This window comes from Burkholderia ambifaria AMMD (genome assembly GCF_000203915.1).
Lineage (GTDB): Bacteria > Pseudomonadota > Gammaproteobacteria > Burkholderiales > Burkholderiaceae > Burkholderia > Burkholderia ambifaria.
The window spans coordinates 732,583-747,759 of record NC_008391.1 but is presented as its reverse complement, the minus strand read 5'-3'; the positions used below and the strand labels follow the sequence as shown (position 1 = coordinate 747,759).

The following is a 15,177-nucleotide window of genomic DNA, read 5'->3' as shown; positions in this document are numbered from 1 at the left end:
GGCGGTTCAGCGCGGCAGCACCGGTTCGGGGAGCGGCGCCCACAGATCGGCGAGCGTCGACGTGCGCGACGGATCGACGAGATCCTTGCCGAAGCGCAGGTGGAAATACGCTTCGGGATCGATCGACGAATCGAACAGGCGCGTATAGCCGGTGCGGTCGTACAGCGCCCACGCTTCGGGCTGGCGAAAGCCGGTGGTGAGGTACACGCGTCGATAACCCTGCTGCGCGGCGCGCCGCTCGAGGGCGTCGACGATCACGCGTGCGAGCCCCTGGCGGCGCAGGTCCGCGCGGGTCCAGATGCGCTTGAGTTCGGCCGTCTGCGCGTCGTAGCGCTTGAACGCGCCGCCGCCGATCGTTTCGCCGTCGCGCAGCAGCAGCACGAACGCGCCTTCGGGCGGCGCGAACTGCTCGGCCGGGTAGCGCGCGAGTTCGTCGCGGGCGGACGCGCGGCTGTCGGGGCGGTAAGCGTCGTAGCGCGTCGCGTATTCGTCGATCAGCGCGTCGATCAGCGGCTGGGCGCGGACATCGAGCGGTGTCGTGTCGATGATGCGGTCGTTCGTGGCCATGGGCATCGCGAAGGGCGCGCGATGCGGACATTCCTGGCGGGGGCGGGGCACACGGCCCGTCCGGTCTGTTCCGTTATCGCGACGCGGTTGTCGTGATGACGGCGGCCGCTCGGTATCCTGCGAAACATCCGGCGTGCCGCCGCCGTTTGGAACACGTTAGCGGCGCGGCCGGCAAAGACGAACGAAGCAATTTCGATAAGGATTTCGCGGCGGAGGTCAGAAGGCTTGCAGCGGGAGTGGGGTGGGGCGAACGGGCGTCAGCGCGACGCCCCGCCGTCGCGGGGCGAGGGCCCGCGACGACGACGGAGTCAGGCTGCCGCCTGATGAATCGAGTCCTGCCGATCGCCACCCAGGATATCGACAAGATCGGTCAGCATCCGCCCCAATTCACCCGTCATCAGCGTGACATCCGAATCGAAGCGTTCATCGTCATTTTGCGCAGTGGGATCCGCCGCCTCCTTGATCACGTCGAGCGGCGTGACACGCTTGATCGTCAGCGACGGTGTCAGCACGAACGAGATCCGGTCATTCCACGTCATCGCGAGGCGCGTGCATTGTTTGCCGGTTTCGATGTGCCGGCGCATGTCGTTCGCTTCCAGCGCGTGGCCGACGTAGCGCACCGTGGCGCCACCTTGGTCGCTCGAGCGCAACTCGGCGTCCTGGTCCACGGTGAAGCCGCCCGGCGCCTCGCCGGACAGCAGCCAGTCCGTCATCGCTGCCACCGGCGAACGGGCCACGTGAACACCGGTGAGCGGCAACGGGTCGATCGATTTGATGAGCAGGCTGCGAACGTCGTCGGCAAGTGCCTGTGCAGCCGCATCGATGACGAGCCAGCCGTTCGCCGTATCGATCCACACGCGGGTATCGCGGCGAATGCTGAACGCGCGCGGCAGCAGTTCGTCGGTAACCTGCTCCTTGAGTTCGCGCAGTTGTTTCCGGCCGACCTTGAAACCCTGCTGCTCCTCGACTTCAAGCGCACGCGCTTTGGTTACTTGATTGACGACCGATGCCGGGAGCAGCTTCTTTTCGGCACGAAACAGCAGCAGCATCTGCCGGTTGATCGAATACACGAGCGCGCCGTCGTCACGCGGCGAAGCCCATCCGACGCGCTGCATTTCGACGCTGCTGCCCGGCTGGAACGCGTGGGGCGCCAGCCATTTTTCCATCTGATCGGGGGTCACGGCCCAAGGTGCCGGAAGACGGTGAAGCTGAAGATTCTTGAACCACATAGGAGTACGGGCAAAGCGCATCATTCTATCTGACGGTGACGGTTCCCGGCCAATTCCAATCGTTCGACAACATCGCGAAGATCGCCGACGCAGAGCGGTTGCGCGAACTGGCGGGCCGTTCAACGTCCGCATGCAGCATCGGAGCGGCGCCGGGCTGAAATCGACGAGAAAGAGCCAATTGATGGCGGTATCGAGATTGGCGACAATGAACGCCATTCCAACAGAGGGCAAAAAAATAATGATGAATTCCGGCGACGGCCTGACCAGTCCAGCGCGGCTCCTGCGACTCGCGTCATGGGCAATTGCGATCATCTTCGCGATCTTTCTCAACATGCTCGGCGGTCTGGTGATCCGCGACATGGCGTTCGCGCCGAGCGGCGGTCCGCCCGTCATCGAGCAATTCGCCGATACTCAGGCAAAGGCGCGGCTGGACGCGGCGCGGCGCGGTCTGCAGGCGCAGCACGACGCGCTTGTCGAGAAGGCCGACACAATGGAAGTGGCGCGCGGCCGCGCCGCGAAGGAGTACGCGGCCGAGAAGGAAAGTTTCCGCAACTGGGTGGCAACCCGCTCGGTGACAGGAGACAGCGCGAGGAACCCGGACATTCTGGCCAGAACGCACAAGCTTGATACGCTCCAGGCCGTGGTGGTCAACTGGCAGCATCAGATCGATGCGATCGGCGACCAGCAACGGGCACTGAGCTCGCAGCAGACTCAAGTGGACACGCAAATCGCCGAAGCGAACGCGGTAGCCGAACGGCGCTTCGACGCGGCAACACGGCACTACGAGATGCAAGTGTTCGGGCTTCGGCTGGCGCTGACGTTACCGATACTGCTGGTTGCGATCTGGCTGTTCATCCGCTACCGCAAGGTGCGCTACTGGCCGTTCGTGTATGGTTTTGGCCTGTTTGCACTGAGCGCGTTTTTCGTTGAACTGGTTCCGTACCTGCCGAATTTCGGCGGCTATGTCCGGGTTCTGGTCGGCATTGCACTCACGGTATTCGCCGGCCTTTACATGATGAAGGCATTTCAGCGCTATGCCGAACGCAAACGGCTCGAATTGCAGCAGGATCAGGGAGCACGCGCGCGCACGATCGGATACGAAAAAGCCGTTCGGTCACTCGAAAAAAAGCGCTGCCCGTCATGCGACAAACAATGGAATCTCGGCGGCGACGATTCCACGTTCTGCGTACATTGCGGATTGCGGCTTTTCAATGTCTGCGAATGCGGCGGCCGGAATTTCTTCTTCTTTCCGCATTGCCATCAATGCGGTGCTGCGCAGGGAAATGAGTTGCCACGGTCGTCCGGCTGACGGTCCGCATATGCACTGGCGCCGGCGTACGACGGCCGTGACGCGTTGTAGCTATCCTTCGCGGGGGCCGGTTGCGCCAGTCGCGATCACGCGATGACACGCGGAGGCGTCGACGCCTCCGCCAGCTGAAACAGGCAATCGCCACGCTGCACCTGCGCCGGCACGCGCTTGCACACCACTTCGCCGTCGCCCTTGAAGCGATACAGCACCGGTTCGCGCAGCGGCGTATCGGGGAAGTGCACCCACGCGGCCGGCTGTCCGGCCTTCACCTGGTCGCCGAGTTCGACGAGCGGTTCATACAGCCCGCGTTCGTACGCATAGACGAAGTGGCGATCGCCGTCGACGCGCAGAAAGCGCGTGACGGTCGGCGGCGCGTCGGGCACGAGCGCGCCGTGCAGCAAGCCGATATGGCCGAGGTAGTGCAGCAGCCCGTGGCGGCCGAGCCGAATCAGCGACGGATCGGCCATGCCTGCGCCGCCGAGTTCGGTGACGATCGAGATCGCGCCCTGCCGGCGCGCGGCCGAGGCCGAATGCACCGGGTTCGGCGCGTGCAGCAGCGCGTTCGGCAACCCGAACGCGACGAGCAGCCCGTTGAGCTTCTCTGCCTCGTCGTCGTCGAGCGGGTCGATCGCGAGCATGTTGCCGCCCTGGTACAGCAACGAGCTGCCGCCCGAATGCAGGTCGACCAGATACTGCGCGCGCGACAGCAGCGCATGCTCGATGTAGTGGGCGATCATCTGCGTCGGCGTGCCGGTCGGGTCGCCGGGGAAGCTGCGGTTCAGGTTGCCCTCGTCGAGCGGCGACACGCGCTGGCCCGCGTCGGCCGCGGGGAAGTTCGCCATCGGCAGCAGGATCAGCTGCCCGCTGACCATCTCCGGGTCGATCTCGCGGATCAGCTGCGACACGATGATCTGGCCTTCGTATTCGTCGCCGTGATTGCCGGCCATCACGAGCGCGACCGGGCCGTCGCCGTTGCGGATCGACGCGATCGGGATCGGTAGCCAGCCGTACGCGGAGCGATGCACGGAATGCGGCAGGCGCAGGTAGCCCGCATGCTTGCCTTGCGCATCGAGATCGATTTCGCAGTGGATGGGATTTCGGTGTGACGAAGAGGAGGAGGCGGTCATGGCGACATCGTTCGAAGAACGGGAGTCTGCCATCTTATCGGGAAACGGCCGTTGCGCGGCGCGACGCGGGGCAGGCGATGCCTCACACCGTCAACCGGCCCATGCGCGAAGGCGCGACATGCGCCGCCGGAGCGGCCGCCCGCGATGTTGCAGCGCTGATACGCATGCCGGCGTATCAGTTGGCCGCCCGCGCACGCGGGGTTGCGCGTCAGCCCTTGCCGCGACAGGGCCGGCGCGCGGGATCGCGTCAGCGACCCGACGTTTCAGCTTCGATACGGCCTTCTTCCCACAGCGCCCAGAAACGGCTGCCGGCGCGATACGGATTCGCACGCCGCGCCGCGTGATCGGTGATGCCCTGGCGAAATGCGCCGTATAGCGTCAGCGGCGGGCTGTCGACGCACGCGGCCTCACGGACGGCGGGCGGCCGGTGCTCGGAGACGAGCCGCCGGATCAGCGCGGCGCCGTCGATCACATCCAGTTGATCGATCGTTTCCGCGCGGCTGATGACTTCGACGGTATTCATGTTGGGCTCCCCGACGTCGTGTTTCCCTGTCAAGGAGCAATAAGAGTGCCAGCGACGAAATGCCGCGCCCCACAGCGCACCGCCGCGATCGTGCGGGCTTCTGCGGCAAACGGGGCGCGCGGGGCGGGCCGATGTTACGGAACACGTCACGTGACATGGCCGCGCGTGGCGAAACACATGCGCACATGGGTCGGCCCATGCAACCCGTTTCGGAAATGAATCGCTGGAATGAACGGAGATGCGGAGACCCGCGGCGCGCTTGCTCAGTTCGCGGTCGCGGGCGCCACGCGGCGGCTTCCCGCCGAATAGAAGCGGTAGATCCCCTTGCCGCCCGACTTCGCGTCGTATAGCGCGCTGTCGGCCTGCCGGATCAGTTCGTCGGGCGAGCCGTGTCCGTCGTCGAGCGCGATGCCGATGCTGATCCCGAGGCTGACGGTCGCGCCGATCGACAGCGTGTACGGAGCCGAAATCTGCCGGATGATGCGCGCGGCGAGGATCGAGCACGCCTGCATCGTCGTGTCGTCGATCGCGACGACGAACTCGTCGCCGCCGATGCGAGCCGCCAGCTCGCCGGGCGGCAGCGTCTTGCCGAGCCGCTCGGCAACTTGCGTGAGCACCTCGTCGCCAGCCTGGTGGCCGAACCGGTCGTTGATCGCCTTGAAGCCGTCGAGGTCGAGATACATGACGGCGAGCGCGGGGCTCGGCATGCGCGGCCGGTGCGCGAGCCTGCGCCTGAGCTCCGCGTGCAGTTCGTGGCGGTTGGGCAAGCCGGTCAGCGCGTCGTGCCGCGCGAGGTGCCGAATGTGCTGCTCGGCGCGCCGGCGCGTGGTGACGTCCTCGACGATGACCACCGCGTTGCCGTCCGGGACGCGATGGCGCGTCAGTTCGAGCTGGCGACCGTCGGCGAGCGCGATGTCGAGCGGCACGGGTTCGTCGCGGTTCAACCATACCGAGCATTGCGCGGCGAGGCCCGCATCGCCGGAATCGGTCACCGCGTTCGCGCCGAGCGCCGCGATCACGTCGGGCAGCGGGGTGTCCAGCATGATCTCGCGCGGCGAGCCGAACAGCTGCGCGGTGCGCCGGTTCGCGACGATCACGCGGCTCTCGCCGTCGATCATGCAGAGGCCGTGCGGCATGTAGGTGAGTGCGGCATCGAAGCGCGCGACGAGCTCGGCGTTGCGCTGGCGCGCGGCGATCAACGCGACCAGCACGCGGTAATGGCGCTGCACGACCGTGCGCATCGCCGCGAGATAGATCACGAGCGGCGGCACCAGCAGCCACGCGTCGGGCCGGCGGGCCAGCAGCGCGCCGACGCCGATCGGCAGCACGCCGAGCGTGACCTGCGTCATCGCGAGCCGCGGCAGCGCCGAATTGCGCGACGCGATCCCGCCGAACACGCCGCCGGCGACCATCACCGACAGCGTGCCGAGCTCGGCATCGGACGCATCCACGCAGCCCATCACGCCGAGACCGAGCAACAAGCATGCGGCGAGCGACACGGGCGCATAGTGCCGCGCGAAGTATTCGGCGCGATCGTCGCCGGCGGCACGGCGTACCGCATACGCGCGTGCGATCGCGAGCCGCGCGGCGAGCAGGCCGACGTCGACGACGAGCCACACGAAACACCAGAGTTGCTGCAGACGGATCAGCGCGATCGCCGCGACGAACGCGCTGGCGACGCCGGACAGCGCCATCGGGCGAACGTCCTCGAACAGCGTGCCGAGCATCGACGGACGCAGTGCGGCCGTCACGCGGTGATTGCCGCTGGGGGGAGTGGCGAGAACGGCGTTCAGGAGGCGCGCCTTGACTGCCATGGCTCTTTTGACCTCGACACGATGCGACTCATCGCCGGGCGACCCGCACCGCACGTGACGGGGTGGCCGGCGAGCCGGATGCGCACGACATTACCATGAAACACCGGCCGCGCGTGCCGTGCGGCGGGCGTCGGCGGGTAGTCGTAAACCACGCTTGCGGGCGCGTTGCGAATTCGGCGGCGCGCGGGCAGGATCGTTGCCGACGGGACGATGTCCGGCGACCGCCGCGACCGCGCGCCGCAGCCCGCCCGAATCTCGTTATAAGAAATTCAATAAGTAATTCATGCGAGAAATACTATAGGCGATATATCGAAAACAATGCCAGAATGCGCGCCGCTCCGAACGCCGCGACACCCGATCGCCGTACGAGCCGCATCAGGAGGTTCCCCCACATGCACAACCACGGCCTGTCACGGCGGGGTTTTCTGAAAGCCAGCGTGCTGGCGGGCGTCGCGGTCTACGTCGCGCCCATTGGCAGCCGCGCGTTCGCGGCGCTCTTCGAAGAAAAACTCCTCACCCCGGTCAAATGGGATAGCGTCACCGGCATCCCCCAATTCCGCATCGACGGCATCGCGAAGGTCACGGGCTCGAAAGTGTTCGCCCGCGACGTGCGCGCGGCCGACATGCCGCATTGGCCGCAGCAGCAGTCGCACGCGCTGATCCTGCGCGTCACGCAGGCCGACCGCGTCTACGAAGGCTTCGACCTGTCGCTGCTCGGCGACGAACTGAAGCCGGACCGCGTCGTCACGGCCGACGATCTCGCGCGCGACGGCGTCGCGTTCCCGACGTTCTACGGCGACGACATGCTGTTGCCCGCCGGCAAGACGCCCGCGTATCTCGGCCATGCGGTCGCGATTCTCATCTACCACGACTTCGCGCGCTTTCGCTTCGCGAAGAACGCGCTCAAGTTCCGCGAAGACGTGATCCGCTACGGTGCGGTCACGGGCCCGCTCGAGCGCGATCCGTGGGGCACGTTCCGCTACGTGCGGGTGGGCGGCAAGACGGCCTACGACGACGATGTCTACTCGAGCCTGAAGGACGCGCCGATCTTCCCGAGCATGATGCGCAAGCATCTGCCGGTCTGGCCGGACGGCAAGGAACACGGCAAGCTCGACGAGCAGGGGATGTTCCTGGCCGGCCAGATCGCCGCCGAACTCGATCGTCCGTCGGCCGACTGGCTCGTGTTCGAGCGCGAGTACAACACGCAGTCGGTCGATACCGCCGCGCTCGAACCCGACAACGCGAACTGCTGGTACGACGCCGCGACGCAGTCGATGCACCTCGTCGTGCCGACCCAGTCGCCGCTCGAAGTGGCGGAGAACGCGGCCGCGATGGTCGCGAAATGCCGCATCCCGGTGAAGAAGTTGTTCGTGCATCCGTGCTACACGGTCGGCTACGGCTCGAAGGATCACTGCAACGTGCCGTTCTACGGCCTCGTCTGCGCGCTGTACGCGGACGGCCGACCGGTGCGGTTCGCGAACGACCGCTACGAGCAGTTCCAGACGTCGCTGAAGCGTCACGCGTTCAAGATGCATTACCGGATCGCGGTCGATCGCAACACGGGCCTCCTGCAGTCGTTCAAGGGCGACTTCGAGGCGAACGGCGGCGGGCGCTCGAACTTCTCGCCGTCGGTCGCGATGGTCGGCGCGACGGCCGCGCAATCGATCTACTACTTCCCGAAGAGCGACCTTGCGGCGGTCGCGATCGCGTCGCGCGCGATCGACGCCGGCTCGGCCCGCGGCTACGGCACGCTGCAGAGCATGGCCGCGACCGAGATGGCCGTCGACGAAATCGCCGCGCAACTGAACCTCGACCCGATCGATTTCCGCCTGCGCAACGCATTGCGTTCGGGGATGAAGAACACGCAGGGTGCGATTCCCGCCGGCGCGCTGCGCGTGGAGGAAGTGCTGGAACGCGCGAAGCAGCATCCGCTGTGGACGCGTCGTGCGACGCGCAAGGCCGAATTCGAGGCCGCGAACCCCGGCAAGCGCTATGGCGTCGGCTTCGCGTGCGTGCAGAAGGATTTCGGCACGGGCGCCGAGGCCTCGTTCGCGAAGGTCGAATTCGACGAGAACGGCAAGGTATCGCTGCATCACACGGCCGCCGAGATCGGCACCGGGATGTCGACGTCGCAGGCCGTCGCGGTCGCGAAGTGGCTCGGCCGCCCGGCGACCGACGTGCGCGTCGCGTTGACCGAATGGCCGGACCTGCCGGTCGAGACCAGCGGCGATCCGTATCTGATGTCGCAGGCCGACCAGGATCGCCTGAGCGCGAATCCGCGCTGGTCGCCGAGCTACGCGTCGCCGTCGAGCGCGACGAACTCCGCGTACTACTTCACGCACAGCACGCGCGAAGCCGCGCGCGCGGTATTCCGCTACGGGCTGTGGCCGGCCGCGATGTCGATCTGGACGCGTGGCCTCGGCGGCGGCCAGGCCGCGCCGTACGCGATCCGCATCGAGGACGCGCGCTGGGTCGACGGCAAGCTGACCGCCGACGGCCTCGAGCCGCTGACGTTCGAGCAGCTCGCGAAGCAGGCGCATGCGCTCGGCCTGCCGACCGGCGCCGTCGTGCACGTGTTCAACCGCTGGCAATGGACCGACGCCGAGTTCGAAGTGGGCGGCGTGGTCGATCGTCTGCCGGTCGACGGATTGTCGTTGCGCGTCGGCGCGCCGAAAACGGGCGACGCCGGCCCGCTGCCGGGCACCGCCGCGCCGGCCGGCGCGACCACGATGCGCGGCACGCTGGCGCCGACCGCGAACGGCTACCGCGTGCTGGACCGCAAGCGCGTGTTCATTCCGCCGACGAGCCGCAACAACGCGGCGGTCACGTACTACACGGCGGTCGGCACGCTCGTCGAGCTGGCCGTGCATGAAGCGACCGGCAAGGTCGAGCTGCTCACGCATCACTCGATCATGGAGTGCGGCAACCAGATCTCGCCGCAGCTCGTGTCGGGCCAGTTGCAGGGCGGCCTCGCGATGGGCATCGGCCATGCGCTGCACGAGGCGCTGCCGCTTTACGAGGACGGCCCCGGCAACGGCACGTGGAATTTCAACCGTTATCAGCTGCCGCGCGCGACCGACGTCGCCGTGTGGTCGCAGACGGGCGACATCCTGCCGCCGCTGTCCGAGACCGATCCGCCGAAGGGCGTCGCCGAAGTCGTGATGATCCCCGTCGTCGGCGCGATCGTGAACGGCATCGCGCACGCGATCGGCCATCGTTTCACCGATTTGCCGGTGACCCCGCAAAAGATTCAGGAGGTGCTCGCATGACGACCGCCCAAACCGCGGCTTCGGCCGCGAGCGCCAGCGCGGCTGCGACCGCTGCATCCGCGCCGAACGCGGCCTCGGCCGCCCCGGCATCCGCATCGGCTGCGCCCGCTGCCGCGCCGGCCGCCGTCGAGCGTCCGCTCGTCCGGTTCCAGCAGAAGCCGCTGTCGGTGAACATCAACGGCAAGTCCGTCGGCCCGATGCAGGTGCCGGAAGGGCTGATGATGATCGAGTTCCTGCACGAGTACGCAGGCCTCACCGGTTCGCGGCTCGGCTGCGGGCAGGGCGTCTGCCACGCGTGCGTCGTGATCGTCGACCAGCCGGACGGCACGAGCGAGGAGATGCGCACCTGCATCACCGGCGCGCACTTTTTCCACGGCCGTTCGATCCGCACGATCGAGGGCCACGCGAAGCGCAACGACGCGGGTGAGGTGGTCGAGCTGTCGCCGATCCAGCAGAAGTTCCTCGAGCATTTCAGCTTCCAGTGCGGCTACTGCACGCCGGGCTTCGTCAATGCGGCGACGGTGCTGATCGAGCGCCTGAAGCGCGAGCCGATCGCGAAGGCCGACGTCGAGCGCACGATCACCGACGCGCTGAACGCGCACCTCTGCCGCTGCACCGGTTACGTGCGCTACTACGAAGCCGTGAAGGATGTGATCCTGACGACGCCGGGACTCGTGAAGGACGCCGCATGAAACGCACATTCGCTCATCGTGCCGTGCGGGCCGCACGCCTGCCCGCACTCGCGGCCGTCTGCGCGCTGCTGCTTGCCGCCTGCGGCGGCCATGACGCGCCGGTCTCGACCGCGGCCTCCGGCGCGCCCGGCGCTGACCAGGTTGCGCGCGGCCGCTATCTCGTCAAGGCCGCCGACTGCGCGGCGTGCCACACCGCGAAGGACGGCGCGCCGTTCGCTGGCGGCGCACCGCTCGAATCGCCGTTCGGCACGTTCTACGGGTCGAACATCACGCCCGACAAGGATCACGGGATCGGCAGCTGGAGCGCGGACGACTTCTACGCCGCGCTGCACGACGGCAAGGCGCCGGGCAAGCGGCTGTATCCGTCGATGCCGTACACGTCATACCGGCAGCTCACGCGTGCCGACAGCGACGCGATGTACGCGTACCTGAAGACGGTCAGGCCGGTCGCGCAGGAAAACCGCGCGCACGCACTCAAGTTCCCGTACAACCTGCGCTTCGGCATGGTGTTCTGGGACATGGTGTTCCTGAAGGACAGCCTGCCCGACGCGTCGAGCGGCCGGTCCGCCGACTGGCAGCGTGGCCGCTATCTGGCGGGCGCGCTCGGCCACTGCGCGGAATGCCACACGCCGCGCGCGTTCACCGGTCAGCTCGACGACGCGAAGCCGTTCACGGGCGCCGCGCTCGGCCGGGTGGCCGCGCCGGACATCACGCCGGCCGGCCTCGCCGCGCGCGGCTGGACGGGCGCCGACCTGCAGACGTTCTTCGGCGTCGGCATCGCGCCGCAAGGCTCGGCGTTCGGCGAAATGTATCCGGTCGTGCACCTGAGCACGCAGACCCTGACGAAGGGCGACCTGCGCGCGCTGTCCGTGTACCTGCTCGGCGATACGCCGCCGGCGCCGCAGCCGATGAAGCCGGTGTCGGCCGACGCCGCGCAGCTCGCGGCCGGCCGCTCGGTGTATCTCGCGGTGTGCGCGGGTTGTCACGGCTTGAACGGCGAAGGCAAGCCGCACGTGGCGGTGCCGATGAGCGGCAATTCGACGCTGCGCCAGGGCGACTCGCGCAACCTGCTGGTCGCGATGCTCGACGGCATCGAAGAGCAGAAGTTCGCCGGCTTCGAAAACCTGCAGCCGATGCCCGGTTTCGCGCATACGCTGAGCGACGACGAACTCGCGCAGCTCGCGAACTACCTGCGCGCGACGTGGGGCGGGCAGCCCGCGAACGTCACGCCGGCCGACGTGAAGGTCATGCGTCAGTAAGTCGTGCGGCGCAGCGGGGCGCCGCGCACGAGGCGGCCGGTTTCCGGCTGCGCTCGCGCACGACGCTCCGCCCGTACCTGTCCGGCGGCGCTTCAGTAGCCGCCACCACCTCCGCCACCACCAGCTCCGCCGCCTCCGCTGCCGCCCGCGTCGCCATACCGGCTCATGCCGGCTCCTTGCGATACGCCGCCGCCCGACGACGTACATCCCGCCGACAGCACCAGCATCAGCGCCGCGAGCAGTGCCGCGGCCAGTCTTGCCGATTTCATTTCACGCTCCTTGCGCACGCCGCGCGACCGCGCGGTTCGCATGAACCGGCGCCGCGCGAAGACGAAACGTTTCCGGCGCGCGGTTTATTCCATGCTTTTTGCGGATCGGCGCGGATCGGCGTGCGTCGCCTGCCGGTGCCGGATCGGCTGCCCGGCACGGCGGCTTGGTACACTCCGGCTCGCCGCCATTCCGATTCCCACGACAATAACCATGAGCGCCACTCGCGAGCATCCGCCGCGCAAATCATCGAGCCCGTCCAATCCGGTCGTGTTCGGCTGTCTGTCATTTACCTTCGGCGCGCCGCTGGTCGCGGCGCTCGTGTGGCCAAGCGTGATGCTGGTTGCATGGTCCGTGATCAACGGCCCGAAGTGGGAGACGCTGACACTCTGCGCGGGCATGGTGCTGTTGATCCTGGGCGCGTCGTTCTTCCTGGGCTATTTCCTGCCGGCGACGCTCGCGGGCGGCATCATGGGCGCGATCGGCACGCGCATCCGGCGGCGCTGGTTCGTGCTGCTGGGCACGATCGTCGGCACCGGTCTGATGGTCGGCTACGTGCTGCTGCAGTCCTATCTGCTGAACGACGGCGAAATCGGCGGGATCAACGGGATCGCGATACTCGATTCGATCGTGACGTCGGCCGTGATGTCGCACTGGCTGCATCGAAGGCTCGAACGCGCGCATTTGAGTTGAAGCGGTGCGCCAGCGGGGGCCGTGCGATCGACTTATGTTGGCCGGGACGATGGCGCGCACGAACCGGACGAACCGAGGTCGGACGGCAACGCGCAGCCGGGGCGCGCGGTGCGCCCCGGCGACTCGCCGCATGAAAGGCTGCGGGTGATGCGTGGACGCGATGCCGCCGTCGCGGCGGCATCCGGTCAACGATAGACGAGATCGGCGCGGCGGTTCTGCGCCCACGAATCTTCATCGTGGCCGAGCGCGACCGGCTTTTCCTTGCCGAGGCTGACCGCTTCGAGTTGCGTCGCCTGAACGCCCAGCGTTTCGAGCGCGCTCATCACGGCTTGCGACCGGCGCTGACCGAGCGCGAGGTTGTATTCGGACGTGCCGCGTTCGTCGGTGTTGCCCTGGATCAGCACGCGGCGCGACGGGTGGTTGCGCAGGTAGTCGGCGTGCGACTGCAGCAGAGACTGGAATTCCGGCTTCACCGAGTACTGGTCGAAATCGAAATAGACGCTGCGCTTGGCGAGCGGGCTGTTCGGATTGTTCAGATCGTCGGTCGTCACCGTCGCGACCGCTTCGCTCGAGGGTGTCGGCGCCATGCCGGCATTCTCGGGCGTTTTCGCCGCGTGGTGACAACCCGCCAGCAGGGCGAAAGCTGCCAGGACCGCAAACCGGTTCGTTTTGTTCATTGGGCGTCTCCTGCGGTTGACTGCGAGGAAAGCGTCGTGCGTGCCAAGCGGCAACGTCACGAATCCGACCGGGACGGCACGAAAAGTGCTGGCTCCCGTGCGCAATACGACGCGCTTTCGTAAGCCGGCGATGTGTCAAATGAAAGATTGTCTCGGCCGGAACGCCGATTTCACGGCGCCGCTGCAACTAGATTAGGAAAAATGTCACAGCGTGACCAGTTTCTTCGTCTATTTCACGCAACAACGACGCAGGACGCATTCTTGCTTGCGCGAGTGCCACGGGTCCGCTAGCGCGATGCGCGATTTCGGTGCGCGCGCATCGAGCTTGGCCCGATCGTCAGAATTTGTGCCGCAACCCGAGCGCGACCACCAGCTGGTTGCTGTTGGCGGACGGCGTCATCGTCCAGACGGTCGCGTTGAACGCGGGATTGCCGTTGCCGCCGCTCACGCTTTGATAGACGGCTTCGAGATACGCGTCCGTGCGGGGCGAGAACGCATAGCCGGCCTGCGTGACCACGTGGTTCCATTTCGGGCGCGTCTGGCCGGTGCGCGTGTCGAATCGGCCCATCGTGTACGTGTACGCGGCGGACAGGCTGAACGCCGGCGTGACGAAGAGGCGGCCGTCGACCGTGAAATTGTCGAAGACCAGCGATTTGCCCTTCAGCGGCGTGATGCCGCCGCCCTGGAGCACGCCGCTCACGCCGTCGGTGGCCGAGTGCGACCACGCGGCGCCGACCGAATGCAGGCCGAACGCATAGCGGCCGGCCATGGCCCAGATCTGCTGGTTGCCGCCCGTGATCGTCGCGGAGCCGTCGACCGTGCTCAGTGCACCGTCCGGGTTCGGCGCGTTGCGGTCGCGGCTGATCTTCAGGTAACCGGCGCCGAGCTTCAGCGGCCCGTTCGCATAGCCGAGCCCCGCGCTCCATACTGCGTTGTTCGAGAACGCGCCGGCCGTGTTCGAGAACCCGTACAGCGCGCCGAACGTCAGCCCGCGATACGTCGCGCTCGTGTACTTCACCGCGTGGTTGATGCGCAGGTTGCGGTTCGAGTCGTCGTTGTCGTACGGGTGCACCGCGAGATTGCCGCCCCAGCCCGGGCCCGACGCGCCGAGCGGCGTCACGAAATCGAGGATCGGGTCGTACTGGCGGCCGAACGTGAGCGTGCCGGCCGTACGCGAACTCACGCCGACCCATGCCTGGCGACCGAACATGTCGACGCCTTTCTGCGACAGCTTGCCGGTCGTGCCGGAGAAGCCGTTTTCGAGCGCGAAGACCGCCGCCGTCCCGCCACCGAGATCCTCGCGGCCGCGCAGCCCCCAGCGCGATGCGTTCAATGCGCCGCTCGTCAGCGCGACGCTGCCGCTGCCCGGCGAACCGGCGTCTTGCGTACGCTGATTGGTGGCATAGGTGATCGACGTGTCGATCAGGCCGTACAGCGTGACGCTGCTCTGCGCGTGCGCGATGCACGGAATCAAGCCGGCCACGCAGGCGGCAATCGCGGTCGCGGGGAGGGCGACGGTGCGGTGGTGGCGGCGGACGGCATGCGGCGCGGCGGCACGCGCGCTGGCACGCCGGCCGATTTGGTAGGAATACATAGGAGTTTTTATCGTTGGTCTCCGGCCCGATCGCCGGTGGGTCGCGTCGGCGCGCGGGCCGACGGATCGAGCGGCCATTATTGGAGATCGAGCGATCGTCGATTAAGGCGCTGCACAGGAAAGGTCCTCCGCGAATTCGCATGGAATCGCGACGTCG

At 67.3% G+C, this 15,177-nt stretch carries 13 protein-coding genes; 5 read left to right on the top strand and 8 right to left on the bottom strand.

The window, feature by feature from the left end; genetic code table 11:
* Positions 1–6: 6 nt before the first annotated feature.
* Together BAMB_RS19360 and BAMB_RS19355 are read right to left on the bottom strand one after the other, a co-directional pair.
* Positions 7–567 (bottom strand): GNAT family N-acetyltransferase, encoded by a 561-nt coding sequence (locus BAMB_RS19360; protein WP_041491466.1) that lies wholly within the window; start codon positions 565–567, stop codon positions 7–9.
* A gap of 308 nt (positions 568–875) precedes the next feature.
* Entirely contained in the window at positions 876–1,796 is a 921-nt protein-coding gene (locus BAMB_RS19355; protein WP_011658864.1) for a recombination-associated protein RdgC, read from the bottom strand.
* Positions 1,797–2,037: 241 nt separating this feature from the next.
* Here BAMB_RS19355 and BAMB_RS19350 point away from each other — a divergent pair, with 241 nt between their 5' ends.
* On the top strand, positions 2,038–3,105 hold the full coding sequence (locus BAMB_RS19350) for a double zinc ribbon family protein (protein ID WP_041491648.1): 1,068 nt from the start codon (positions 2,038–2,040) through the stop codon (positions 3,103–3,105).
* 86 nt (positions 3,106–3,191) lie between these two features.
* On the opposite strand, the gene BAMB_RS19345 is transcribed toward BAMB_RS19350, so the two are convergent.
* The 3 genes from BAMB_RS19345 to BAMB_RS19335 form a co-directional block, all read right to left on the bottom strand.
* Entirely contained in the window at positions 3,192–4,232 is a 1,041-nt protein-coding gene (locus tag BAMB_RS19345; RefSeq protein ID WP_041491465.1) for a succinylglutamate desuccinylase/aspartoacylase domain-containing protein, read from the bottom strand.
* A gap of 247 nt (positions 4,233–4,479) precedes the next feature.
* Complete coding sequence (locus BAMB_RS19340; RefSeq protein ID WP_011658861.1) at positions 4,480–4,755, bottom strand: hypothetical protein; 276 nt, start codon at positions 4,753–4,755, stop codon at positions 4,480–4,482.
* A 263-nt stretch (positions 4,756–5,018) separates the two neighbouring features.
* Positions 5,019–6,569, bottom strand: coding sequence for a sensor domain-containing diguanylate cyclase (locus BAMB_RS19335; protein ID WP_011658860.1), 1,551 nt, complete (start codon positions 6,567–6,569; stop codon positions 5,019–5,021).
* 392 nt (positions 6,570–6,961) lie between these two features.
* Between BAMB_RS19335 and BAMB_RS19330 the strand changes: the two genes are divergently transcribed.
* The 3 genes from BAMB_RS19330 to BAMB_RS19320 are packed head-to-tail and all read left to right on the top strand — an operon-like array spanning position 6,962 to position 11,789.
* Positions 6,962–9,838, top strand: coding sequence for a xanthine dehydrogenase family protein molybdopterin-binding subunit (locus BAMB_RS19330; protein WP_011658859.1), 2,877 nt, complete (start codon positions 6,962–6,964; stop codon positions 9,836–9,838).
* Complete coding sequence (locus BAMB_RS19325; protein ID WP_011658858.1) at positions 9,835–10,530, top strand: (2Fe-2S)-binding protein; 696 nt, start codon at positions 9,835–9,837, stop codon at positions 10,528–10,530. Before BAMB_RS19330 ends, BAMB_RS19325 begins: the two co-directional genes overlap by 4 nt.
* Positions 10,527–11,789, top strand: coding sequence for a cytochrome c (locus BAMB_RS19320; RefSeq protein WP_011658857.1), 1,263 nt, complete (start codon positions 10,527–10,529; stop codon positions 11,787–11,789). The genes BAMB_RS19325 and BAMB_RS19320 overlap by 4 nt, the downstream gene beginning before the upstream one ends.
* Positions 11,790–11,881: 92 nt before the next feature.
* On the opposite strand, the gene BAMB_RS34075 is transcribed toward BAMB_RS19320, so the two are convergent.
* Positions 11,882–12,058, bottom strand: a complete 177-nt coding sequence (locus BAMB_RS34075) for a hypothetical protein (RefSeq protein WP_166488185.1) — start codon at positions 12,056–12,058, stop codon at positions 11,882–11,884.
* A gap of 211 nt (positions 12,059–12,269) precedes the next feature.
* On the opposite strand from BAMB_RS34075, the gene BAMB_RS19315 reads away from it, so the two are divergent.
* A complete protein-coding gene (locus BAMB_RS19315; protein ID WP_011658856.1) occupies positions 12,270–12,749 on the top strand; it encodes a hypothetical protein in 480 nt (159 codons plus the stop codon).
* A gap of 185 nt (positions 12,750–12,934) precedes the next feature.
* On the opposite strand, the gene pal is transcribed toward BAMB_RS19315, so the two are convergent.
* Positions 12,935–13,426 carry a peptidoglycan-associated lipoprotein Pal gene (gene pal, locus BAMB_RS19310; RefSeq protein ID WP_011658855.1) on the bottom strand — a complete coding sequence of 164 codons (492 nt, stop codon included), beginning with the start codon at positions 13,424–13,426 and terminating at the stop codon, positions 12,935–12,937.
* 337 nt (positions 13,427–13,763) lie between these two features.
* Complete coding sequence (locus BAMB_RS19305; protein ID WP_011658854.1) at positions 13,764–15,020, bottom strand: porin; 1,257 nt, start codon at positions 15,018–15,020, stop codon at positions 13,764–13,766.
* Positions 15,021–15,177: the final 157 nt, after the last annotated feature.

What these genes read in the sequence shown, in the direction of transcription:
- BAMB_RS19340 (WP_011658861.1), bottom strand. Translation starts at nt 4,755, where the DNA reads ATGAATACCGTCGAAGTCATCAGCCGCGCGGAAACGATCGATCAACTG.
- BAMB_RS19305 (WP_011658854.1), bottom strand. Translation starts at nt 15,020, where the DNA reads ATGTATTCCTACCAAATCGGCCGGCGTGCCAGCGCGCGTGCCGCCGCG.
- BAMB_RS19355 (WP_011658864.1), bottom strand. Translation starts at nt 1,796, where the DNA reads ATGTGGTTCAAGAATCTTCAGCTTCACCGTCTTCCGGCACCTTGGGCC.
- BAMB_RS19325 (WP_011658858.1), top strand. Translation starts at nt 9,835, where the DNA reads ATGACGACCGCCCAAACCGCGGCTTCGGCCGCGAGCGCCAGCGCGGCT.
- BAMB_RS19360 (WP_041491466.1), bottom strand. Translation starts at nt 567, where the DNA reads ATGGCCACGAACGACCGCATCATCGACACGACACCGCTCGATGTCCGC.
- BAMB_RS19320 (WP_011658857.1), top strand. Translation starts at nt 10,527, where the DNA reads ATGAAACGCACATTCGCTCATCGTGCCGTGCGGGCCGCACGCCTGCCC.
- BAMB_RS19350 (WP_041491648.1), top strand. Translation starts at nt 2,038, where the DNA reads ATGAATTCCGGCGACGGCCTGACCAGTCCAGCGCGGCTCCTGCGACTC.
- BAMB_RS19315 (WP_011658856.1), top strand. Translation starts at nt 12,270, where the DNA reads ATGAGCGCCACTCGCGAGCATCCGCCGCGCAAATCATCGAGCCCGTCC.
- pal (WP_011658855.1), bottom strand. Translation starts at nt 13,426, where the DNA reads ATGAACAAAACGAACCGGTTTGCGGTCCTGGCAGCTTTCGCCCTGCTG.
- BAMB_RS19335 (WP_011658860.1), bottom strand. Translation starts at nt 6,569, where the DNA reads ATGGCAGTCAAGGCGCGCCTCCTGAACGCCGTTCTCGCCACTCCCCCC.
- BAMB_RS19330 (WP_011658859.1), top strand. Translation starts at nt 6,962, where the DNA reads ATGCACAACCACGGCCTGTCACGGCGGGGTTTTCTGAAAGCCAGCGTG.
- BAMB_RS19345 (WP_041491465.1), bottom strand. Translation starts at nt 4,232, where the DNA reads ATGACCGCCTCCTCCTCTTCGTCACACCGAAATCCCATCCACTGCGAA.
- BAMB_RS34075 (WP_166488185.1), bottom strand. Translation starts at nt 12,058, where the DNA reads ATGAAATCGGCAAGACTGGCCGCGGCACTGCTCGCGGCGCTGATGCTG.